Below are 19,245 nucleotides of genomic sequence, written 5' to 3'. Positions count from 1 at the left end.
CATCAGCCTTCGAAGCGGTCGCCCGTCCCGGGCTCGGTGATCAGTTAGCTGGGGTGTGCGGTGTCAGCTCCAGTTTGCGCCGGAGCTGGGCCATGTAGACGTGCAGGGTAGTTCGTCCTGTCCCCGTAGGGCCCCACACCTCCAGGAGGAGCTGGCTCTGCCTGATCAACCGACCGGGGTGGGTGATGAGGATTTCAAGCAGGTCCCACTCGGTGGGAGTGGCCGGACATCGCGGCCATCCCGCCGGGCCCTTTTGGCCACCAGGTCCACCGTGAAGTCGTCCGTCGCGACCAGGACCGTCTTCTCCGAGGGCTCAACAGCCTCCCGGCGGCGGACGGCCGCACGCAGTCGAGCCAGCAGCTCGTCCATGCTGAAGGGTTTCGTGACGTGGTCGTCGGCCCCTGCGTCCAGTGCCCTGATCTTTTCCTCCGAAGTGAGGCGGGCGGACAGGACGCGGATCGGGACGCGGCTCCAGTCCCGTACGCCCTTGATCACCTCGATGCCGATCGGGCAGACCGAGGTCCAACAGTATGACGTCCGCCTGGCGGAGGATGCCGTGCTGGACCACTGGATCATGATGGCAGGGACCTTCGCCGACATGCTGCCGTCCGAGTGAGAGCCGTACCCACTGCTCCAGCAGCGCTTTGAACGCCACCAGGTCCTTGTGCTGGGCGAGACCCTCGGCCTCACCCCGAACATGACCGACGTGATGGCCAACAGTCCGGCCCTCTTCAAGGGCTACCTGGCGCTCTCCGGCGCCCTGGCCGGCGGCGCCCTGGCGCCGCCGAATCACCCGCCCGTTCAAACAGGCGTTCACGCACGCAAAGCTCGATGCGCTCCTAGCCCGTATCGCCGGCCACGAGCCGCGCCGCCGACTCGCGGCCTGACGACCAGAATTTCCGGCCGCGTGTACTAGGATCCGCCGCTAGCATCACTCGATCGATAGGAGGCCCGATGCTCGGCGTGCTCGTGACTTTCACACAGACCGACAAGTTCGATCGTGCAACTCTCGCAAACATTGCCGGCGAGCTCCGAGGACCGTTCGAAGGCATGCCCGGCCTTCGCTTCAAGAGCTTCATGCTCGACGAAGACGGCGTTCGGGCAAGGAACTTCTACATGTGGGATGACGAGGAGAAAGGCCGCGCCTTCTTCACGGAGGAAATCGTCAACAAGGTGACGGGGATTTATGGCGTCCCGCCCAAAATCGAATACCTCGATGTCGTGGGGTTCGTCGACAACTCCGGCACCTGATTCTCAAGGAGGCTGTCGCACAAACCTTTGCTGTCCAGGCCGTTTGGGACCATCGGGGCATGCCACAGAACATCCTCAACATGCGATCGAGACCAACCGCTGCTGAACCCCTGCAGCCCCCTGACCTAACCGACTGACTGCCCGAAGACCACCTCGCCTGGTTTCTGATCGAGGCGATCGAGCAGCTCCACCTCGAGCCCTCCTACGGCGCCTATCGCTCCGCCGGGCTGCCCACGAGCCGCCGCCGAAGCGGCGCCCGTCGCCGTACGCATCGCGGTCGAAGCCAGGAGGGCGGCCGCCTCGGCTGCCTTTGCGCTTGCGGTTGGCGATCTGGTCGGCGGGTTGTGGGATCACAGCCCTGATCCCGCGGGCTCGATCATCGGCGCGGTACTGGGCGGACTGCTGCTGGGAGTGTTCCCGGACATCGCCCTCATCCCCCTGATGGCCGTGATCCTCCTCGTCTCCGGCGTCAAGCTCGCCCGACACGACTGACACCGTTCAGACCTCGCCTTAACGAGCGTCGAGAAGCTGCGCTTCAGGACACCGCTAGGGCCTGTGTGATGTCGTGATCAGTCGGCGGTCTCCAGGAGGTCGTCGATCCAGATCATTGCGGCGCGAAGGTGGACGCCGGCGAGGTAGCTTTCGGGCGACTTGAGCGGGTGTAGCGCTTGTCGTGCCGCTGGTAGCGCTGGGAGGCCGGCAGCCGGTTCATCCCGAGCTTCTTGAGGATGCGGTAGACGGCGGAGCAGGCGATGTCGATGTCGTGGTACCGCTTGAGGTACATCTTGATCTTCATCGGGCCGAAGTGGTAATGCTGCCGCAGGTAGACGATCTTGTTGACGACGTCGGCCTCAGTGGCGTGGGGGCAGTGGTGGGGCTTGCTGGAGCGATCCCGCAGGCCTTCGAGGCCCTCGTCCTGGTAGCGGCGCAGCCATTTGTAGAAGCACGGGCGGCTGATGCCGTAATAGCGGCAGGTCAGCGCGACGTTCCCGGTAACTTCCTCGGTGTGGCGCAGGACCGCCAGGCGATGCTGGGCCTGACGGTCCCGCTGTTGCTGCAGCGAAGGAGGCATGGCAGATCTCCGTCTATTCGGAGACCCATGTGTAACCAACGTCCGGCAGTTTTATACCTAGGACGTGGCACGTCCTGGCCGACAGCCAGTGCCCCGAACACCTCCCCTTGGGCGGAGACGGTCTCGCGCCGCTCGTGCGCGGCGCGGTGGCCCTGCCCGATGGCCCTCCCCCCTCCCGTTCGCTCTGAGAACCTCCCATCACACCCCACCCCGCCGCCCCAGGAACCCGCGAACCAAGATCCGGACCAGTTCCGGACCAGCCCCCTCCAGGGAGCCCTACCAACTGCCGTTTGCCCTGGTCAGCATGGGCGCAGCTGCTGTACCGCCAGCAGACGAAGAACCTTTATTGCAGCTATTCCCCGAAAGCAGTTGGGTTCTTCTAGAGCGCCAAGTCGAGCTCCCGGAAGGGAAATTACCCTCCCGAAGGCAGTTCCGAAGCGTCACCCATCGACACAGGACCATCACGTTAAGTGCGGAAAGGAGCCGCTCAGTCACGCCTCCCGGACCAGTCACGGACCAGACTCCCGCCCGGGGGCGAGGCAGGCGACAACCCTCTGACACGCGTGGTGGCACGGCGTAGCAGGACGGCTCAGGCTCTGCAACGCGCTCCGCGGGCGTGGGCACACGCTTCGTGCCCCACCGCGTTCATCACATGGTCCGTGCGACGATCGTGCTGGCCGCCGTGCGCCTGGCCTGGTACGTCAACTCACCCCAGAGTGGAGGGGACCGACTACCCGGCGGACTGTCAGTGGCTGCACATATCCTGCCGACATGCCCTCGACTCGCGGTGAGCTCCGCCACGTGGTTCGATCTTCAAGCCCGAGGCTCCCCTGGGACCGACCCGGGACATCCTCATCACCTGCCACGCCTCGGCAACAGGTAAAGGCAAGCTCCACGGAAGCCCCGAGTGCCGCACACTGCGGTCAGCCGCCTCTGTGAACCAAATCGACATCCCATTCGGGGAAGCCGTCGAGCGGCTCTGCGCGAACTGCCGGTTGAACTTGCTCCGCTTTGACGGACACCTTTGGTGTGTTGGTCAGGCCGCCAGGGCGGTCTCGTATTCTGCGGGACTGCGGTAGCCGAGGCTGCTGTGGAGCCGGTGCAAGTTGTACCAGCTCTCGATCCACTCGAATATCGCGGTGTGGGCGGCGGCCCGGGTAGGCCAGGGATGGGTATCGCCCAGCTCGTTCTTCAGGGTGGAGAAGAACGACTCCGCGAGAGCATTGTCCCAGCACTGGCCGGTGCGACCGACGGACAGCTGGATGTTGAACTGCCCTGCCATAACGGCGAGTTCGCGGCTCGTGTATTGACATCCGCGGTCGGAATGGAAGATCACCGAGCTGGCCGGGCGGCGGGTTCGGCAGGCGGCCGTGAGGGCATCGGCGACGAGTTCGGTTCGCAGATGGTCAGCGGTGGCCCAGCCGACCACGCGGCGGGAGGCGATGTCGATGACGGTCGCCAGGTAGAGCCAGCCCTCTTCGGTGGCGACGTAGGTGATGTCGCCGCACCAGCGGGTGTCGAGGGCGGCGGGGTCGGGTTGAAAATTGCGAAGGACCAGGTCAGGACGGGTGCTTGCATGCGGATCCGGGACCGTGGTGCGGTGTCGTCGCTTCCGGGTTCGGCCGGCGAGTCCGGCCTGCCGCATCAGACGTGCGATCCGACGGCGTCCGCAACCGGTGCCCTCGCGCTTCAGGACGGCATGGACGCGCGGGGCACCGTAGGTGCCGCGAGAGCGCTGGTGCACGATGGTGATCTTTTCGGTCAGCTCGGCGTCCCGCACCTGGCGGGGACCGGGGACGCCGTTGCGGCGGGCGTAATAGGCGGTCCGGGAGACCTGGAGCAGTTCACACGCCCGCTTGACGTTGTGACCTGCGGTTTTCTCCGCCTCGATGAACGGGTGCACCGTCACCGGGTCTCCTTCGCGAAGAAAGCCGTCGCACGCTTGAGGACCTCCACGTCCTCCCGCAGCCTGCGATTCTCCCGCCGCAGCACGGCCAGCTCCTCACGTTCGCTGCTGGTCAGACCATCCCGCTCACCCCCGTCGACCTCGGCCTGCTTGACCCAGCCCCGGACCGCGGTCTCGGTCAGGTCGAAGTCCTTGGCGACCTGACCGACCGAGCGGTCACCGCGCCGGCACAGCTCAACGATCTCGGCCTTGAACTCCGACGTGAACGAGCGCCGAGGACGCGCCTTCTTCTTCCCCATGCTCTCCATGATGAACATCATCCTTCCGAGGCCAAAGCCCCTGATCTCCGATGTCCGTCAAAGCGAATCAAGCCCAACCGTCGGCTACGTCAAAGCCGCGCTCACGGCGCCGACTTCCCCGCAGTTCGCCACGGTGTACGCCGTCTCTGTCAATGCTCGCCGCTTCTGGCAGCTGCCGACGGAAGCGGAGTTGGACTACACCCCCGTCGACGACGCCGAAACCCACGCCGGACACATCCCGGGTCCGGGCACGCCTCGCTGCCGAGCCGGACCTCGCCGCCTGGGTCGACGATGGCCGCCTGGCCGTCGTCGGCGCCCGCTACGAGCTGACCAGCCAGATGGTACGCAAGGTGCCCTGATCATCCACGGCCGGTGAACCTCCCAACGGTCCCGCACCCGCTAGACTTGCAGAGTTATGCAATTCACTAGATATGGATATGGCGGACGGGGTCGCGGTGTGGCCGGGTTCGAGGAAGCGGCGCTGGAACGGGTCCGCGTGGCGCGGGCTCGCCTCCAGGCTGCACAGGAAGTTGACGATGCCTTCGAGGAGGCGCAGGCCGCGGAGGAGCTGGAGGACGCATTGCGCGTGGCCCACGATCACGGCGTGGCCACCGACGCAGGAGACGGCCGGTGAACCAGACAGTGTCACTGGCGTGTCCGAGGCGTCGGTGATGGCCCGGCACCCCAGCGGGCAGTCGGCCGCCGAGGTGCTCAAGCACGTGTGGACGGTGCCGCTGGTGCCGGGTTCCGTGCGGGCCGCGCGCGAACGCAGCGAACGGTCCCTGGCCCTCTTCGGCCTGGAGAGCTCCAGCGCGCTCTTCGGCGCCGTGCTCCTGGTGGTCAGCGAGCTGGTGGCCAACGCCGTCCGGCACGCTCAGGACTCCCCGGATGCGGAGGTGACTCTCCACATGGCCGAGCACCTGCTCGTGGTCTCGGTCGAGGACCTGGACCCGCGCCCGATCACGCTGGCCGATGCTGGTCGGACCTCCGGGCAGGGGCTGCGCACGGTGGCTGACCTGGCGCGCACGTTCGGCGGCGACGTCCGTATCGAGCCTTCCTCCGGCGGGCACGGCAAAACGGTGGTCGTCCGCTTCATCCTGCCGGAAGGCACACCGTGACCAGCAGGAACCAAAGGGACGTACAGCTGTACGAGATCACCTACCTCGGAACCGGCCATGAGCCGGAGGTCCGCACGGTAGAGGCCGGCGAAGTCGCGGCCGTCATCGAGTACGCCGGCGAACACGGCATGCAGGTCCGCGTCCGCCCGTGCCGCCGCCCGGTCGAGGAGCCGAGCACCAGGAAGGAAGACGCGTCATGACGGACAACCTGCCCGAGAGGGACACGGCGGCGGAGCATGAGAAGTGGAAAGAGAAGGGGGTTGCGATGCGGGCCTTCTTCTACATCTTCGGCACGCACGTGTTCGCCGGGTTCATCTGGTTGCTGTTCTATCTGGGGCAGCACGCCCAGAAGTGAGGCCGGGACCGAAATGGGGCCCGCACGCCTGCGGAGCAGGTTCGGCATATGAGGGAGCGGCCGCCTTCCGGTGTCAGAAGCGCGTTGAACCCGCACTAACGGAAGACGGCCGCCGTATGGGGGGTGCGGGGCTCGCAGGACCGGCACCGTGGGGCACCGTTCAGGCGTGGCGGCTGGCCTTGAGGTCGGCCAGGAGTTCGACCTGGCCTTCCAGGACGCCGGAGAGGATGCCGCGAGCGACCCGCAGGAGCTCGGCGATCTGGGGGTGGGTGAGGCTGTAGTACACGTTCGAGCCCTCCCGGCGGGTGATCACCAGGTTGGCCTTGCGCAGGACGGCGAGCTGCTGGGAGAGGCTCGCGGCCTCCACCCCGACCTCGGGCAGCATCTCGGCGACCGCGCGCTCGCGCTCGGACAGGAGTTCCAGCACGCGGATGCGGACCGGGTGCCCCAGCGTTTTGAAGAACTCCGCCTTCAGCTGGTACAGCGGTGTGCTCACCTGGGTACCTCTGTCGTGACTGCCCATCTCATCCACCCAGAACCGTTCCTTCGTAGAGGCATCCGTTAGCCCCTCCTCACACCTTGCGACCTCCACAATTGCAGATCCTTGCAACTCGCGGGACCCGGCGGGGCACCTTCGTGACGTTCGCCTCCCGCAGTGGGACCTTCGCCGGTCAGGCCTTCTTGAGGAACTCGGCCTTCAGGACCAAACCCTTGACCTTCCTCGTGTTGCACTCGACCTCGCCCGGGCGGGAGGTGAGGCGGATGTTCTTGACCAGGGTGCCGCGCTTGAGGGTCTCGGAGGTCCCCTTGACTTTCAGGTCCTTGGTCAGGGTGACCGAGTCCCCGTCCTCCAGGACGGTGCCGTTGGAGTCCTTGAAGATGATGTCGCTCATGGTGCCGATGTCCTTCGTCGCTGATCTTGCGGATGGTGTGCTGGGTTCAGGTGAGGGCGGGTGCCTCAGGGGACTGCGGAGTGGGCCAGTCATCGGTGGTCCACTGCTTGACCGTCCCGTGGGCTCCGTGAGCGGCCAGCGCGGCGGCGAGGTCGCAGTGGACCGGGACGGGCGGACAGGTCGCGTCCGGGACGAGGGAGCCGTCCGCCGGTATCGCGGCGAGCTCGAGTCGGCGCCCGCTCTCGGCGAGGCGGCGCGCGGCCTGGGCAACGGCGATCTGCCCGCCGGCCGACCAGCCCAGTAGACCGGTCAGGTCCAGGATGACCGGGCCGGTGCCCCTCGCGAGCGCCCAGCCGATGGCGCCGGTGAACCGGTCGGTGGCGTCCGCGCCGAGATACCCGGCCAGGGACAGCACGCCCAGGTCCTGGCGGGTGGTGTAGCGCCATTCGATCGTCATCGTCAGCTCCTCGGCTTCACAGGGGAAGGGTGATCCAGATGGCCTTGCCACGCCCGTCCGCGTCCGCCCGTACGACGGCGGTGCCGCCGAGTGCCATCGTCATTTCGACCACCATGGCCAGGCCGCTGCCCGGGGCGGTGGCGAGCGCCCCGAACAGGGCGGGCTGGTAGGGGTGGCGGTCGTGGACGGCGAACGCGAACGCCCCCGGCCCGTGCGCGTAGGTCACCGTGATGATCGGGGACGTCACGGCGGCGTGGCGGACGGCGTTGGTGACCAGTTCGGCCAGGATCAGCAGCGCCGGGCCGACGCTCGGGTGGCGAAGGCCCACCCCGCATTCGACGAGAACCAGCTCGGTGGTCTCGCGGGCGATGCGGACGGCGGCCCCTATGGCCGGCACGTCCAACACGTGCCGGTAGGGCATCGCCTCGACCTGGCCGCTCACCGGCCCGCCCCGTTCACGGTGCGGGCCAGGCGGAACCCGGACACCTGCTGCGGGTGCAGGCGCAGCAGTGTGTCATGGGGGCCGTGGGCCCAGCCGGGCAGGGTGCGCCGGTAGTGGGCGGCCTCGTCGGCGTCGGCGATGACATCGGCCGGGCCGTGGGCGCTGACCGTCCAGCCGGCCCCGGCCGGGCTCCGGATCTCATCGACCTGGTAGGTCAACAGCGCCCGGCCGCGGATGGTGGCGGCTTGTACGGGGGCGCGGACGACGAGGCGTCCGTACTCCATCACGTGTGCGGCGGGGCGGACGACGGCCACCTTCCGCTGGATGTAGACGAGTCGGCCTTGGGTGGAGCCTTCGAGGAGCCACAGGACTTCGGTGCCGGAGACCTCGATCATGCGGCGGTCGGCGGGGGCGGTCATCGTGCGGCCTTCCGGATGCGGTGCGGTCGGTGATGCGTACGGGGCAGCAGGCCCGCCTGCTCCAGGTGTTTGCGGGCGCCGACGATCGCCTCGGGGGTGGTGGCGTACTCGCGGCCTTCCAGGCGCAGCAGGTCCAGGGCGCCGACGGCGTCCAGGGCCTGGCGCTGGCCGGGCCGGATGCCGGAGGTCATGACGGCGATGCCGCGCCGGTTCAGCTTCTGAACGGCGTCCTTGAGGACGAGGGCGCCGGTGGCGTCCAGGGTGGTCACCCTCGCCATGCGCAGGATCACCACCTTCACGTCGGCGACCTCGGAGAGTTCGAGGAGGAAGCGGTGGGCGCCGGCGAAGAAGAGGGGGCCGTCGATGCGGTAGGCCACGATGTGCTCGGCCAGCAGCGCGTGCTCCTCCTCGCTGTGCTCTCCGGGCAGGTCCGGGCGGAAGTCGACCTGCTCCATCCGCGCCTGACCCGCCACCGCCTTCAAGGCGAGGGCTCCCGCGACGACGAGGCCGATGATCACCGCGTACACGAGGTCGAGAACCAGGGTGGCCGCGGCGGTCAGGACGAGCACGACGGCGTCCGATCGGGTTGCCTTGGCCATCGCTTTTAGTGAGCCGACCTCGACCATGCGGATCGCGGTCGCCAGCAGAACGCCGGCCAGTGCGGCGAGGGGGATCTTCGAGACGAGGGGGGCTGCGGCGAACACGATCACCGCGAGTACCGCGGCGTGGGTGAGCGCGGCCAGCCGGGAGGAGGCGCCGGTGCGGACGTTGACCGCCGTGCGGGCGATCGCGGCGGTGGCCGGCACACCGCCGAACAGCGGAGCCGCGAGGTTGGCGATGCCCTGCCCGAACAGCTCCTTGTCCGGATCGTGCTTCTGCCCCACCGTCATCCCGTCCGCCACGGTCGCCGACAGCAGGGACTCCAGCGCGGCGAGCGCCGCGACCGCGACCGCCGGGGCCAGCAGCGAGCCGAACGCGGAAGCGTTGAGGAAGGCCAGGGACGGAGCGGGGAGCCCGGAGGGAAGGTCACCGATCGGGGCCGCCTCGTCAAGACGGAAGACCTGCGCGATCACGGTTGCGACGATGACCGCGACGATCGAGAACGGGATGGTCGGCTTCCACCGGGCCCCGGACAGCATCAGCGCCGCGACACCCACCGAGAGGCCGATCGCCGTCCAGTTCGGGAAGTCAACGAACTCCGTGAGCGCACGCCAGGCCACGAGCAGGACCTTCTCGCCCTCCGGCTCGGCGACCCCGAGGGCATTGGGTATCTGCTGGAGGCCGATCACGCACGCGATCCCCAGGGTGAAGCCCTCCACCACCGGTGCCGGCACGTACCGCATGTACTGCCCGGCCCGCAGCAGGGCGAGAGCGATCAGGAGGACACCGGCCATCAGCCCGACGGTCAGGACGCCGCCGGGCCCGTACCGGGCGACGATCGGCACCAGGACGACGGTCATCGCGCCGGTCGGGCCGGACACCTGGAGGTTCGAGCCGCCGAAGAGGGCGGCGAGCGCGCCCGCGACCACGGCAGTGGCCAGCCCCGCCTCCGCGCCCAGCCCGGAGGAGACCCCGAACCCGAGGGCGAGGGGAAGGGCGACGATCGCCACCGTGAGGCCGGCCAGGAGGTCCCGGCGGGGGTTGCGGGCCATGACCGCATAGTCGGCCCGGGCGGGCAGGACGGAACGTACCCGGCCGAGCACGGCCGTCAGGGCGGTGTTCACGCTCACGAGGCCGCAACCTTGGACGTGCGCAGCTCCTCGAGCAGCTCGCTCTGCCCGGTCAGGACCTCGGTCAGGATCCGCCGCGCGGCCAGCATCAGCTGCGCGACGTCCCCGCCGGCCAGTGCGTAGACGACGGTAGCGCCGTTGCGGGTCGAGGTGACGATCCCCGAGCGGCGCAGGACCGCGAGCTGCTGGGACAAGGCGGAGGGCTCGACCTCGATCGCGGCCAGCAGGTCCCGCACCGGCATCGGCCCGTCCTGCAGCAGCTCCAGAACCCTCATCCGCACCGGGTGCCCGAGCATCCGGAAGAACTCGGCCTTGGCCTGGTACAGCGGAACCGGCACGGTCTCGCACCCTTCTCACCACCCCGAACGGGGCAAATGCCTGGTGCTGTGTCCGCGGCTACCTACGGACACAGCACCCACAGCATCTATGAAATTGCAGATTTCTGCAATTTGCAGATTCTGCGATCCGCTGCCTGCCGCGGGCGCACTGCACGGAAGGGACCTCGCCTCACCGCCCGGCGGCGAGGTCCCTTCCGGCACCGGGAGACACGCCCGTGAGATTCAGGCCAGGGACGCGGCGGCCCGACGAGCGGGCGTTCTGGACGCCCGGCAGACGGACGGCCAGGAGATCCCACCACTCCGACGTGGCACGATCCGGCCACCGGGGCCAGCCTGAAAGCAGGACACTCCCTGGAGCCCGAATGGAGACGGCCATGACGGCGACGACGCGGGAAGACACACCGGTCGTGATCGAAGGCGGAGGCGTCGAACTCCGTACGCAGGCGATCGGAAAAGACCTGTCCGTGGCCTTCGTCCGGTTTCCGCAGGGCACCGATATGAGGCCGGCCCTGACCGGCCTGCCCGACGGCCTCTGCGCCTGCCCTCACTGGGGCTACATGCTCAAAGGGCGGCTGAAGATGGTGACGAAGGACGGGGAGGACATCTACGAAGCGGGCCAGGCCTTCTACTGGCCGCCCGGGCACGCCCCCGTGGCGCTCGAGGACTGCGAATACGTGGACTTCTCACCCACCGAAGCGTTCACCACCGTCATCGACCACATCAAGGCACAGGGCTGACCTGACCCGCGCATGCTCCGCGCCTGCCCCGTACGGTCCAGGGACGTCGGTTGGCATCCCCTCCCGACCGGCTGGCACGGCGCATACGGAGCGGGTCGAGTTACACCCCAGCCCGCTCCGCCCTAGGTACGGCAGGCCGAATCGTCTGTCCCGGCCTTTCTGCCCCCCCTCCCCGGAGGGGACGTGAGGCCCGTAACCGGAGCGGGGCCCACCAGACAGAGGACCTGCCCCCCTTCTGCGACAGTGAAGCGAGGTAAGACGGGGCATGTGCCCTTGCCCGCCCAGGAACGGGGCCCGGAGGACCAGGCCGCCGATCGCCACCGACGCCCGGCCGTCCGGGAACGGCAGCCTCATCGCATCGCCGCGTACGAACTGAGCCCGGGAATCCGTGACGTGCACCGCACAGCCCTCGACTCGATAGACGCGGACATCGCCTTGCTCGTGGGCGTGGGCCCGCTATAACGGCGGCCGCGAACTCGGGCCAGCGGGGCACGCTTGTCGCCGGGGCCATCGTGGAGGGCAGGACCCCAGCTCGCCTGACTGCGCCGGGCTCCCCGCTCCCGATCGCTACCAGAACTTCCCGTCCCACCCCATCCCTGCCGCCCCAGGACCGCACGCACCGCGATCCGGACCATTTCCGGACCAGCCTCCTCCAAGGAGCCATACCAACTGCCGTTTGCCCTGGTCAGCGTGGGTGCAGCTGCTGTACCACAAGCAGACGAAGAACCTGCTGGTCGTCTGCAGGACTTGTCCGAGGCGCCGCCCTTGGCGCGCTGACAAGGGAAAGCCGCCGGTCACTGTCCGCCAGGCCATGGTGGTCGCGTGTAGTCGCAGGCTGAGGGTGCCAGCCAGCTCCATCTCATGGAGGTACAGCAACGCGCACATCGCCAACTGCGAAGGTGTAAGAGTTTTTGAATCGCAAGAGGCAGCAGTGTTGTGCGGCCTACCATGAGTCGCTGGCGATGAGACGGTCCCAAGTTCTGACCGCCGAGTTGTGCCGTGAGTCCCGGTGACTGCTTGGTTCAGGCGAGACAACGGACCACGGCCTGGGCCGGTGACCCGCTCCACGTTTACGTTGCCCAGGAGGACAAACTGCGCTTCATCGTGCTCGATCGAGACGGTCCCACGGACGACGGTCCTCGCGCCTGCTTGCTGGCGCCACGCGGCGATCCAGGGCCTGACAGCTATGCAGCGGACGATGAGTACATGACCCTCTACCAACTGTGGTTCCGTAACCACGGATCGCTCATCGAGTTGGGTGCGGTAAAAATCGGGTATGCCGACCTCATTCGGGGCGAGAGACCTCTCGAGGCAGGATCGTTCTCCACGCTCACAGGACTTGATCAGCGCCTGTACTGGTTTTCCGTGGGGCAGAGCGACCTTTATTACGAGAACATCCGCAAGCTTGGTAGTGAGACGCGGCACGCGGTCTTGAGCGGTCTGTGCGATATGGCGCTCGACCCCTCGCTCTTCGCGACCGCCATGCAATGGGACGTCACACACACATCGCTGCTGCGCAGCCTCGAGTCACGGACGGTGGCAGCCCAGTTCCGGCGCATCGCGCAGGGCGGCCCCCGGCTCACGGAGTACCGCTTCGACTACCTGGGCCCCGCGGGGCACGGCAGCTTGGACGGCAGTACCACGAAACCCTGGCACCTCTCCTTTTCAGTCGAGCCGCATGCACAGCCCCCACTAACATTCACGTGCTGATCGGTCGGAACGGGGTCGGAAAGACCACGGTGCTCGGCGACATCACCAGGGCCGTCGTACATCCGGAAGAGGACAGCGATGCCGTCGGGCGTCTCATCTGGAGCGAGGATGGACCCGGCTCCTTCGTTAACGTGGTCTGCGTGACCTTCAGCGCCTTCGACCCGGCTCAGGAGCAGTTCGAGTCGGAACAGGGCGCTGCTGAACAGGGTGAGCTGGAAGGCTGGGACGGTGCGCTGGACGTTGCCGACGGCCAACCACCTCCCGCGGCCGAGGACAACGTTGCGGGTGTCTCCTACAGGTATGTGGGCCTTGCCAAGGTGGATGAGCTGGGGCGCCCGACTCGGGAGCGCAAGACGCGCCTTGACCTAAGCAAGGAGTTCGCCAAGAGCGTGGAGGAGGTTGTCGCCGCCGGCCGAGTCCACAGTTGGATCAAGGCGCTAGAGGCGTTGGGTAGCGACCCGTACTTCTTCGAATCTCCGGTCCGCTCCTTCGCGCAGGCTCTCCTGGACCGAGGCGTGTTCGGCCGTACGAGCGACCGTGACACTGCTTTGGAGATCTTTTCCAGTCTCAGCTCGGGGCATGCGATTGTCCTGCTGACGATGATTCGCGTGGTCTGCCCGGAGGCGCAACCTCCAGCACCCGCACAGTCTCCCGCCAGTGGCTGGCGGGCGGGACCGGAGCAGCGAGGCTGTTGTCACTTGACCACAAGGTCCACCACATGCCCACGCGCCCACTCCGGCGACAGATCGAACACCTTGGCCAGCTCCGCCGACAAGGCCGTCGGAGCCGACGAGGCAAGGGCAGCAGCCGCCGTCCTTTGCAGGCAAGGCAATCCGGCGCAAACCTAGAGCCGATCTAACTACTAGTCAGTAAAGTCAGCAAAAGGTCAGCATTCGTCCAACCAGAGCTGACTACAGCCTGCAACACCTGAGACTCGATCGCGCACCCCGAAGGCCGTCGGACAATGTCCGACGACCCCCCTTCGGCAACAAGAAGCGGAAAGGGTGCCGCGCGCGCTGCGCCCGGCCGGGGGCGGAATGAAATGGCAGGTCAACGCACCCTTCCTCTGGCTTTCAGGTGCGTCGGCGGGAGTTCAGGAGCCGGAATCGGAGGGCCGTCGTAGCCCTTCACTTCACCGAACCTCGTCCCGTTCATCCAGTCTTCGCGGGCCTGCGCGATATCATCGTGTGACCGTCCGATCCAGTTCCAGAACAATGCAATGCTCACGGGCATCGGCGCAGGTCAGACGGGTCTCGGATAGCTGCCAGTCAGCAAACTGTCAGCATTATGATCCGAGGAGTCGCGGGGACGTGGCAGCCACGACAACCGCCCACGGCATGGGCACCATTTTCAAGGACTGCGGGCACGCGTCCTCCTACTGGCCGAAATGCCCCCACGGCTGGAAGATCCGATACCGCAACGCGGCCGGGAAGCAGACCGAGGCATCGGGCTTCGCCACACGGGAGAAGGCCGCGGAGCGCCTGTCGACTGTTCACAACGAGAAGCAAGCGAAGCCGGCCAACCAAGCTAAGGCCGAGCGCATCGCGCGGTACGGCCAGATGCGCTTCGACGAGTACACCGCGGAGTGGAAGCAGGGCCAACGTCACCTCGCGCCGGCTTCGCTCAGCCACCTCGACTCGCTTCTGCAGCACCACATCTTCCCGGCACTCTCCAGTCGGCGCATGAATACGTTCGACCACAAGGTCGTCGACGGCTTCATACGCACGATGGAGCGCAACAGCGTAGGACTTGCGACGCAGTCCAACGCCTTCGACAAACTCAAAGCGGTCCTGCTTGACGCTCATCGGCTCGGCATCTTCGAGGACAACCCGCTTCTTGGTGTGCAGGCGCCCGTCTACGACCCCAAGAAGGCCGTCATCCCATCCGCCGAGCAGCTACGGGGCCTACGCGCCGCCGGCGACGACACCTTCATGCTCCTGGTCGATGTCATGAGCGGCTGCGGACTCCGCAATGCCGAGGCGGCCGCGGTCAACATCAGGAACATCGTGGCGGACGACGTCTATCGCGTCACCGAGCAGGTCAACCAAACCACCAAGCACTACGACCGCCTGAAGCACCGCAAGCTCGACGAGTACCGGGACGTACCTCTGCCAGCGCGAGTGAAGCAGACCATCGAGTCGTACGCCGACAAGTACGGCACCGTGGACGGCTACCTCCTGCGCCATCCGCACGATCGCGATCGCGCGTACCAGCCCTACCTGCTCCAGAACCAGTGGCAGAGACTCAAGCGCGCCGGCGCCCTCGATGTCCCTGAAGGCATGGTGATCTACGGATGCAGGCATTTCTTCGCGTCGAACTGCCTGGCTCATCGCATCCCGATCACCGACGTCGCGGAGTGGATGGGCCACAAGAGCCTGGAGATCACGTTCAAGATCTACCGGCACCTGCTGCCGGGGTCCATCGGGCAGGCAGCCAAGATCCTCAACATGAGCCTAGCCGCCTAACCGAGCCCGTATACCACGGGATCCCCGGTCAGCCAAACCGGGGATCCTTCGGATCATTGACACCTGCCATAGCACTTCACACAAGAGGTCCGGGTGTCGAACGAGTTCATCTCCGCAAAGCAGTTGGCTGCCCAACTGAGCATGTCCGTGTCGTGGGTATACAGGGAAGCACACCGGTCAGGTCTCGCCAGTTACAGATTCGGGACCGGGCGTAGCGCAAAAATCCGGTTCAAAGTATCCGAGGTTAATTCCTGGATACGACAGCGCAGGCAAATTACCTAACGTCACCTCCATCCCGAACGATTCAGCAAGGCAGGCCGGTGCCCACAAAATCCCTTCCCCGAGGCATGGGGACTGTATTCAAGCGTTGCGACGACCCGAGCGAAAAGTGGTCACGATGTCCGCATTCGTACGCGATCAGATACCGGAGTGCGAGCGGACGCCAAACAGAGGAAGGGGGATTCCGCACCCAGGCTCAGGCTACGTCACGACTTTCACAAATTTATGCCTCGAAGGCCAAGTCGTCAGCAAGTGCAGGTTTCAGATACGAGCGCGCCGAGAAGTACGGCCAAATGAACCTCACCGAGTACGTAGAACTCTGGAGGAAAGGGCAGCGGCACTTGGCCGCCTCCTCAGCTCGACACCTAGATTCGCTCCTCGAGCATCACATCATCCCAGTCCTGGGCAGTCGCCGCATGAACTCGTTCGACCACAAGGTCGTCGATGACTTTATCCGGACCATGGAAACAATGGGCACTGGGACAGCAACGCAATCCAACGCATTCGATAAACTGTCCACCATACTTCTCGATGCGCAACGGGTAGGAGTTTACGACTTCAACCCACTGGATGGCGTCAGATCGCCACAGTACACGCCAACGCGAGCCTCAATCCCCACACCTGCCCAGTTGCGGGAAATACGAGAAATCGGTGACGAGAAGTTCCGCCTCCTCTGCGACCTGATGAGCGGGTGTGGGATGCGGAACGCCGAAGCGGTCGCAGTAAACATCAACAATATCGTTTCCGACAACACGTACAGGATAACCGAGCAGGTTAACCAGACAACGAAGGCGTGCGGACGCCTCAAGCATCGGAAACCAGGCGAGTACCGGGATGTGCCGCTTCCTTCACGGATCAAGCAGGAAATCGAATGCTACGCTCGAAAACACGGCACGATCGACGGCTATCTCCTAAGGGACCCACGGGACCCATCAAGACCTTTTCAAGCCTACCTGCTTCAAAATCAGTGGCAGAGACTGAAGCGAGACCACCCGTCCACCATTCCGGAAGGAATCGTGCTGTACAGCTTTCGACATTTCTTTGCATCACAATGCCTCCAGCTTCGCATACCGATCACTGATGTTGCAGACTGGATGGGCCATAAGAGCCTGGACGTGACGTTTAAGGTCTACCGACACCTCATGCCTGGCTCGATTGCAAGCGCAGCATCGTCTCTGGATCTCGCCTTGGCCGCGTAGGAGCTGCGCAAATCACACTATCGGCGGATGCCTGCTCACGCTGCCGAACCACTCCCAGGCTTCCTTCAATTGGGGCGGTCGGTCACGGCGCACCGCCGTGCGCGGTGACCGGGCTCGACAGTGTCGGCGCGGGGCGTCGCGACTGGCGCCGAGGGCTGGCTCGCCCCATGGAGGTGTTGGGCAAGGTGGCAGGCACACGGCCACCAGGTGCCGGGCGGCTGTCGTCAGAGGCATGGGGTCAGGCGCGTTACTTCAATGCCCTGAAGCCGTAAAACTGGCTGCGGAGCTGGCGGAGAGGGTGACAGGATTAAGGGAATGACGACCCAGCCGTTCCTGGCCGTAACGCACGTTGCGGCGCTCGAGTCCTTCCTCAGCGGGATGGGCACTGTATTCCGGAAGTTCGACGAGCAGGACTCTGGCTGCATCTCATACGGCCTGGACGTAGCTGGCAGCCGCTGGTTCGTGAAGGCCGCCTCGAAAGCGACTGGCGTCTGCTCCCTACGCCGCGCAATCGCGGTCCACCAGGCCGTCTCCCATCCGGCCATCGTGTCCTTGGTGCACTCCTTCACCACGGACGAGGGCCTGGCGCTCGTCTACCCATGGGTGAGGGGCGAGGTCCTCTACCACCCGACCCGGTCTCGCCACGGCGGACGGGCCACGCCCGGCAGCCCTATGGCGCGCTTCAGGGCACTGCCGATCGTCCGGATTCAGGCCGCACTGGAATCCGTCCTGAGTGCCCACCTGGCGGTCGAGCAGGCCGGACTCGTGGCGGTCGACTTCTATGACGGCTGCATGCTGTACGACTTCGGCGAACACCGCATGACGCTGTGCGACCTGGACGAGTACCGCCCAGGGCCGTTCACGCTGCAGGCGGACCGGCTTCCCGGCTCCACTCGGTACATGGCACCCGAGGAGTTCAGCCGGGGCTCACTCATCGACATCCGGACCACGGTGTTCAACCTCGGCCGGGCGCTGCGCCTCCTGCTCGACGCGGGCGACGACGAGACCCGGTGGCGCGGCACCCCCGCCCAGCTGGCCGTCATCGAGCGAGCGACAGCCCCAGAGCGAGAGAGGCGATGGCCCTCGGTGCGCTCTCTGACCGATGCCTGGCATGCGGCAGCCTGAGCAGTTGACGGCCTCACCGGCGCAGTGCGCCATCGACACCAGACCGCGGCCGGTGCGCGAAATCCGGCCAGCCTTGGCTCCCTGCTCGCCTTGATCAAGCCGAAAGGCCCTCAGCCTGCCCTTTTGGCCGATTAGAGTGTTCACGGACAACAGCGCCGATCAGGTGAGGCGCAGCGGAAGGGTGAGTCGGTACGGATGAGCGGGGTACCCACGCGGATCGGCCGTTACACGGTGGCGCGGGAGCTCGGCTCGGGCGGGATGGGTGAGGTCTTTCTCGCCTATACGCCGGCGGGTGATCCGGTCGCGGTGAAGGTGATCCGCAACGACAAGCTGGATCCGGTGACACGTGCGCGCTTCGAGAAGGAAGCCCTGATCGCCCGTACGGTGATCGGCACGAACCGGGTGGCCCGGTTCCTGGACGCCGACCCCTACGCCGACCAGCCGTGGCTGGCCATGGAGTACGTGGCCGGCCGCACACTGCTGACCTGCATCGACAATGACGGCGCCCTCCCACTTCCGATGGTGGCCAGCCTCGGCGCCCTGCTTTCGGAGGGGTTGGCGGCCGTGCATGCCGCCGGTCTTCTGCACCGCGACCTGAAGCCGCAGAACGTGATCCTGGGCAGTGACGGTCCGATGATCATCGACTTCGGGCTGGGCGCCTTCATGGATACCTCCCAGGAGACCCTGTCCCACAGCGGCATGATCATCGGTACGGTGCGCTGTATGCCCCCGGAGCAGGCGAGTGGCCGTCCGCAGGTAACCCCGGCTGCGGACGTGTACGCGCTGGGCACGGTCCTGCTGTACGCGGCCGCCGCCCACTACCCGTACGACGGGACGCGCTGGGAAGCCATAGCGGCGCAGGTCACCAATGCCGACATCGCCCCTGACCTCTCTGGTGTGCCTGCGGCGCTCATTCCCCTGCTGGGGTCGATGCTCGCGCACGAGCCGGAGGACAGGCCGACCCTCGCGGCAGTCTCTGATGCATGCGGGGAGCTCCTCACCCGCTCCGGAACCTCGCCGGCGTCCGCGAGGCTGGCGTTGATCGCGCGCACCACCACTGGCGAGCCGCCGTCACCGGCTGGGGAGCCCTTCACGGCGTCGTTCGAGAAGCTCCTTCAGGAGCAGGCGGCCCTTGCCAAGGACGAGGACCCGGAGAGCCCGCTTGACATGACTCCGCAGGCTGCGGGACCAGGCGAGCAGGGCGATGACGAAGCAGAACCCGAGGCGGAGGAGCTCGCGGTGTCTCTGCCAGAGCCGACCACGGCACCCGAGCGTCAGCGGCCCCGGCCGAAGGCAGGCTCGCCCAAGGGGCGGCCTCCGGCCTCGAAGCGGGTCGCGGACGAGCTGCGCGCGCAGTATGCAGTGGATCTCGCTCTTTGACTCCTGCACTGACAGTGCCTGGTGAGAGTCTGTGTCGGAATGGGTGCGTACGGGCGTCGCGTGACGGCGT

The 19,245-nt window shown here is 66.4% G+C and carries 23 protein-coding genes and 5 pseudogenes; 15 read left to right on the top strand and 13 right to left on the bottom strand.

The window, feature by feature from the left end:
- Positions 1 to 2 precede the first annotated feature (2 nt).
- A pseudogene (locus OG509_RS33265) lies at positions 3 to 547 on the bottom strand (winged helix-turn-helix domain-containing protein); the annotation flags it as partial.
- Positions 548 to 954: 407 nt separating this feature from the next.
- Here OG509_RS33265 and OG509_RS33260 point away from each other — a divergent pair.
- A complete protein-coding gene (locus tag OG509_RS33260) occupies positions 955 to 1,251 on the top strand; it encodes a hypothetical protein (RefSeq protein ID WP_406186302.1) in 297 nt (98 codons plus the stop codon).
- Between the two features lie 264 nt (positions 1,252 to 1,515).
- Here the strand turns inward: OG509_RS33260 and OG509_RS33255 are convergent.
- Positions 1,516 to 1,650, bottom strand: a pseudogene (locus OG509_RS33255) (IS5/IS1182 family transposase); the annotation flags it as partial.
- On the opposite strand from OG509_RS33255, the gene OG509_RS33250 reads away from it, so the two are divergent.
- The gene (locus OG509_RS33250) at positions 1,594 to 1,743 is read left to right on the top strand and encodes a hypothetical protein (RefSeq protein WP_406187855.1); all 150 of its coding nucleotides are present in this window, start codon (positions 1,594 to 1,596) and stop codon (positions 1,741 to 1,743) included. The pseudogene OG509_RS33255 and the gene OG509_RS33250 overlap by 57 nt on opposite strands.
- Before the next feature lie 244 nt (positions 1,744 to 1,987).
- On the opposite strand, the pseudogene OG509_RS33245 reads toward OG509_RS33250, so the two are convergent.
- The 3 genes and pseudogenes from OG509_RS33245 to OG509_RS33235 form a co-directional block, all read right to left on the bottom strand.
- A pseudogene (locus OG509_RS33245) lies at positions 1,988 to 2,323 on the bottom strand (helix-turn-helix domain-containing protein); the annotation flags it as partial.
- 1,036 nt (positions 2,324 to 3,359) lie between these two features.
- Positions 3,360 to 4,232: an IS3 family transposase gene (locus OG509_RS33240; RefSeq protein ID WP_406186301.1), complete on the bottom strand. Its 873-nt coding sequence runs from the start codon at positions 4,230 to 4,232 to the stop codon at positions 3,360 to 3,362.
- Complete coding sequence (locus OG509_RS33235) at positions 4,229 to 4,537, bottom strand: transposase (RefSeq protein WP_331741676.1); 309 nt, start codon at positions 4,535 to 4,537, stop codon at positions 4,229 to 4,231. Before OG509_RS33235 ends, OG509_RS33240 begins: the two co-directional genes overlap by 4 nt.
- 233 nt (positions 4,538 to 4,770) lie before the next feature.
- Here OG509_RS33235 and OG509_RS33230 point away from each other — a divergent pair.
- From OG509_RS33230 to OG509_RS33210, 5 genes and pseudogenes are all read left to right on the top strand, one after another.
- Positions 4,771 to 4,887: pseudogene (locus OG509_RS33230) on the top strand (carbonic anhydrase); the annotation flags it as partial.
- 98 nt (positions 4,888 to 4,985) lie between these two features.
- Positions 4,986 to 5,162 carry a hypothetical protein gene (locus tag OG509_RS33225; protein ID WP_266847425.1) on the top strand — a complete coding sequence of 59 codons (177 nt, stop codon included), beginning with the start codon at positions 4,986 to 4,988 and terminating at the stop codon, positions 5,160 to 5,162.
- A 19-nt stretch (positions 5,163 to 5,181) separates the two neighbouring features.
- Entirely contained in the window at positions 5,182 to 5,646 is a 465-nt protein-coding gene (locus OG509_RS33220; protein WP_406186300.1) for an ATP-binding protein, read from the top strand.
- The gene (locus OG509_RS33215) at positions 5,643 to 5,846 is read left to right on the top strand and encodes a hypothetical protein (protein WP_266847427.1); all 204 of its coding nucleotides are present in this window, start codon (positions 5,643 to 5,645) and stop codon (positions 5,844 to 5,846) included. The genes OG509_RS33220 and OG509_RS33215 overlap by 4 nt, the downstream gene beginning before the upstream one ends.
- Complete coding sequence (locus OG509_RS33210) at positions 5,843 to 6,001, top strand: DUF6126 family protein (RefSeq protein WP_168714664.1); 159 nt, start codon at positions 5,843 to 5,845, stop codon at positions 5,999 to 6,001. Before OG509_RS33215 ends, OG509_RS33210 begins: the two co-directional genes overlap by 4 nt.
- 160 nt (positions 6,002 to 6,161) lie before the next feature.
- Here the strand turns inward: OG509_RS33210 and OG509_RS33205 are convergent, their stop codons facing one another.
- The 7 genes from OG509_RS33205 to OG509_RS33175 form a co-directional block, all read right to left on the bottom strand.
- Positions 6,162 to 6,497, bottom strand: coding sequence for an ArsR/SmtB family transcription factor (locus OG509_RS33205; RefSeq protein WP_406186299.1), 336 nt, complete (start codon positions 6,495 to 6,497; stop codon positions 6,162 to 6,164).
- 175 nt (positions 6,498 to 6,672) lie between these two features.
- Positions 6,673 to 6,894, bottom strand: coding sequence for an alkylphosphonate utilization protein (locus OG509_RS33200; protein WP_053788096.1), 222 nt, complete (start codon positions 6,892 to 6,894; stop codon positions 6,673 to 6,675).
- 46 nt (positions 6,895 to 6,940) lie between these two features.
- Positions 6,941 to 7,351: an STAS domain-containing protein gene (locus OG509_RS33195; RefSeq protein ID WP_266847432.1), complete on the bottom strand. Its 411-nt coding sequence runs from the start codon at positions 7,349 to 7,351 to the stop codon at positions 6,941 to 6,943.
- 16 nt (positions 7,352 to 7,367) lie between these two features.
- A complete protein-coding gene (locus tag OG509_RS33190; RefSeq protein ID WP_405759336.1) occupies positions 7,368 to 7,772 on the bottom strand; it encodes an ATP-binding protein in 405 nt (134 codons plus the stop codon).
- A gap of 17 nt (positions 7,773 to 7,789) precedes the next feature.
- The gene (locus OG509_RS33185) at positions 7,790 to 8,212 is read right to left on the bottom strand and encodes a pyridoxamine 5'-phosphate oxidase family protein (protein WP_266847436.1); all 423 of its coding nucleotides are present in this window, start codon (positions 8,210 to 8,212) and stop codon (positions 7,790 to 7,792) included.
- The gene (locus tag OG509_RS33180; protein ID WP_406187750.1) at positions 8,209 to 9,864 is read right to left on the bottom strand and encodes a SulP family inorganic anion transporter; all 1,656 of its coding nucleotides are present in this window, start codon (positions 9,862 to 9,864) and stop codon (positions 8,209 to 8,211) included. The genes OG509_RS33185 and OG509_RS33180 overlap by 4 nt, the downstream gene beginning before the upstream one ends.
- Positions 9,865 to 9,938: 74 nt before the next feature.
- Positions 9,939 to 10,280, bottom strand: a complete 342-nt coding sequence (locus tag OG509_RS33175; RefSeq protein WP_406186298.1) for an ArsR/SmtB family transcription factor — start codon at positions 10,278 to 10,280, stop codon at positions 9,939 to 9,941.
- A gap of 374 nt (positions 10,281 to 10,654) precedes the next feature.
- Between OG509_RS33175 and OG509_RS33170 the strand changes: the two genes are divergently transcribed.
- The 3 genes from OG509_RS33170 (at position 10,655) to OG509_RS33160 (ending at position 13,575) form a co-directional block, all read left to right on the top strand.
- Entirely contained in the window at positions 10,655 to 11,017 is a 363-nt protein-coding gene (locus OG509_RS33170; protein ID WP_266847453.1) for a hypothetical protein, read from the top strand.
- Positions 11,018 to 12,223: 1,206 nt separating this feature from the next.
- Complete coding sequence (locus tag OG509_RS33165; protein ID WP_406186297.1) at positions 12,224 to 12,727, top strand: hypothetical protein; 504 nt, start codon at positions 12,224 to 12,226, stop codon at positions 12,725 to 12,727.
- Positions 12,721 to 13,575 carry a hypothetical protein gene (locus OG509_RS33160; protein WP_406186296.1) on the top strand — a complete coding sequence of 285 codons (855 nt, stop codon included), beginning with the start codon at positions 12,721 to 12,723 and terminating at the stop codon, positions 13,573 to 13,575. Before OG509_RS33165 ends, OG509_RS33160 begins: the two co-directional genes overlap by 7 nt.
- Before the next feature lie 202 nt (positions 13,576 to 13,777).
- Here the strand turns inward: OG509_RS33160 and OG509_RS33155 are convergent.
- Positions 13,778 to 13,942 (bottom strand): annotated as a pseudogene (locus OG509_RS33155) (pirin family protein); the annotation flags it as partial.
- 95 nt (positions 13,943 to 14,037) lie between these two features.
- Between OG509_RS33155 and OG509_RS33150 the strand changes: the two are divergent.
- The 5 genes from OG509_RS33150 (at position 14,038) to OG509_RS33130 (ending at position 19,175) form a co-directional block, all read left to right on the top strand.
- Entirely contained in the window at positions 14,038 to 15,192 is a 1,155-nt protein-coding gene (locus OG509_RS33150) for a tyrosine-type recombinase/integrase (protein WP_406186295.1), read from the top strand.
- Between the two features lie 93 nt (positions 15,193 to 15,285).
- On the top strand, positions 15,286 to 15,474 hold the full coding sequence (locus OG509_RS33145) for a helix-turn-helix transcriptional regulator (RefSeq protein WP_388276083.1): 189 nt from the start codon (positions 15,286 to 15,288) through the stop codon (positions 15,472 to 15,474).
- Between the two features lie 290 nt (positions 15,475 to 15,764).
- On the top strand, positions 15,765 to 16,670 hold the full coding sequence (locus OG509_RS33140; protein WP_406186294.1) for a tyrosine-type recombinase/integrase: 906 nt from the start codon (positions 15,765 to 15,767) through the stop codon (positions 16,668 to 16,670).
- A gap of 315 nt (positions 16,671 to 16,985) precedes the next feature.
- Positions 16,986 to 17,795: a serine/threonine protein kinase gene (locus OG509_RS33135; RefSeq protein ID WP_406186293.1), complete on the top strand. Its 810-nt coding sequence runs from the start codon at positions 16,986 to 16,988 to the stop codon at positions 17,793 to 17,795.
- 195 nt (positions 17,796 to 17,990) lie between these two features.
- On the top strand, positions 17,991 to 19,175 hold the full coding sequence (locus OG509_RS33130) for a protein kinase domain-containing protein (RefSeq protein ID WP_406186292.1): 1,185 nt from the start codon (positions 17,991 to 17,993) through the stop codon (positions 19,173 to 19,175).
- Positions 19,176 to 19,245: the final 70 nt, after the last annotated feature.

The organism is Streptomyces sp. NBC_01006 (assembly GCF_045162725.1).
Lineage (GTDB): Bacteria > Actinomycetota > Actinomycetes > Streptomycetales > Streptomycetaceae > Streptomyces.
Note: the sequence above shows the minus strand (reverse complement) of the source record. Positions and strands in the feature narration are given on the sequence as shown.

What these genes read in the sequence shown, in the direction of transcription:
- OG509_RS33185 (WP_266847436.1), bottom strand. Translation starts at nt 8,212, where the DNA reads ATGACCGCCCCCGCCGACCGCCGCATGATCGAGGTCTCCGGCACCGAA.
- OG509_RS33190 (WP_405759336.1), bottom strand. Translation starts at nt 7,772, where the DNA reads ATGCCCTACCGGCACGTGTTGGACGTGCCGGCCATAGGGGCCGCCGTC.
- OG509_RS33195 (WP_266847432.1), bottom strand. Translation starts at nt 7,351, where the DNA reads ATGACGATCGAATGGCGCTACACCACCCGCCAGGACCTGGGCGTGCTG.
- OG509_RS33210 (WP_168714664.1), top strand. Translation starts at nt 5,843, where the DNA reads ATGACGGACAACCTGCCCGAGAGGGACACGGCGGCGGAGCATGAGAAG.
- OG509_RS33135 (WP_406186293.1), top strand. Translation starts at nt 16,986, where the DNA reads ATGACGACCCAGCCGTTCCTGGCCGTAACGCACGTTGCGGCGCTCGAG.
- OG509_RS33140 (WP_406186294.1), top strand. Translation starts at nt 15,765, where the DNA reads ATGAACCTCACCGAGTACGTAGAACTCTGGAGGAAAGGGCAGCGGCAC.
- OG509_RS33235 (WP_331741676.1), bottom strand. Translation starts at nt 4,537, where the DNA reads ATGGAGAGCATGGGGAAGAAGAAGGCGCGTCCTCGGCGCTCGTTCACG.
- OG509_RS33260 (WP_406186302.1), top strand. Translation starts at nt 955, where the DNA reads ATGCTCGGCGTGCTCGTGACTTTCACACAGACCGACAAGTTCGATCGT.
- OG509_RS33165 (WP_406186297.1), top strand. Translation starts at nt 12,224, where the DNA reads ATGACCCTCTACCAACTGTGGTTCCGTAACCACGGATCGCTCATCGAG.
- OG509_RS33180 (WP_406187750.1), bottom strand. Translation starts at nt 9,864, where the DNA reads ATGGCCCGCAACCCCCGCCGGGACCTCCTGGCCGGCCTCACGGTGGCG.
- OG509_RS33200 (WP_053788096.1), bottom strand. Translation starts at nt 6,894, where the DNA reads ATGAGCGACATCATCTTCAAGGACTCCAACGGCACCGTCCTGGAGGAC.
- OG509_RS33170 (WP_266847453.1), top strand. Translation starts at nt 10,655, where the DNA reads ATGACGGCGACGACGCGGGAAGACACACCGGTCGTGATCGAAGGCGGA.
- OG509_RS33130 (WP_406186292.1), top strand. Translation starts at nt 17,991, where the DNA reads ATGAGCGGGGTACCCACGCGGATCGGCCGTTACACGGTGGCGCGGGAG.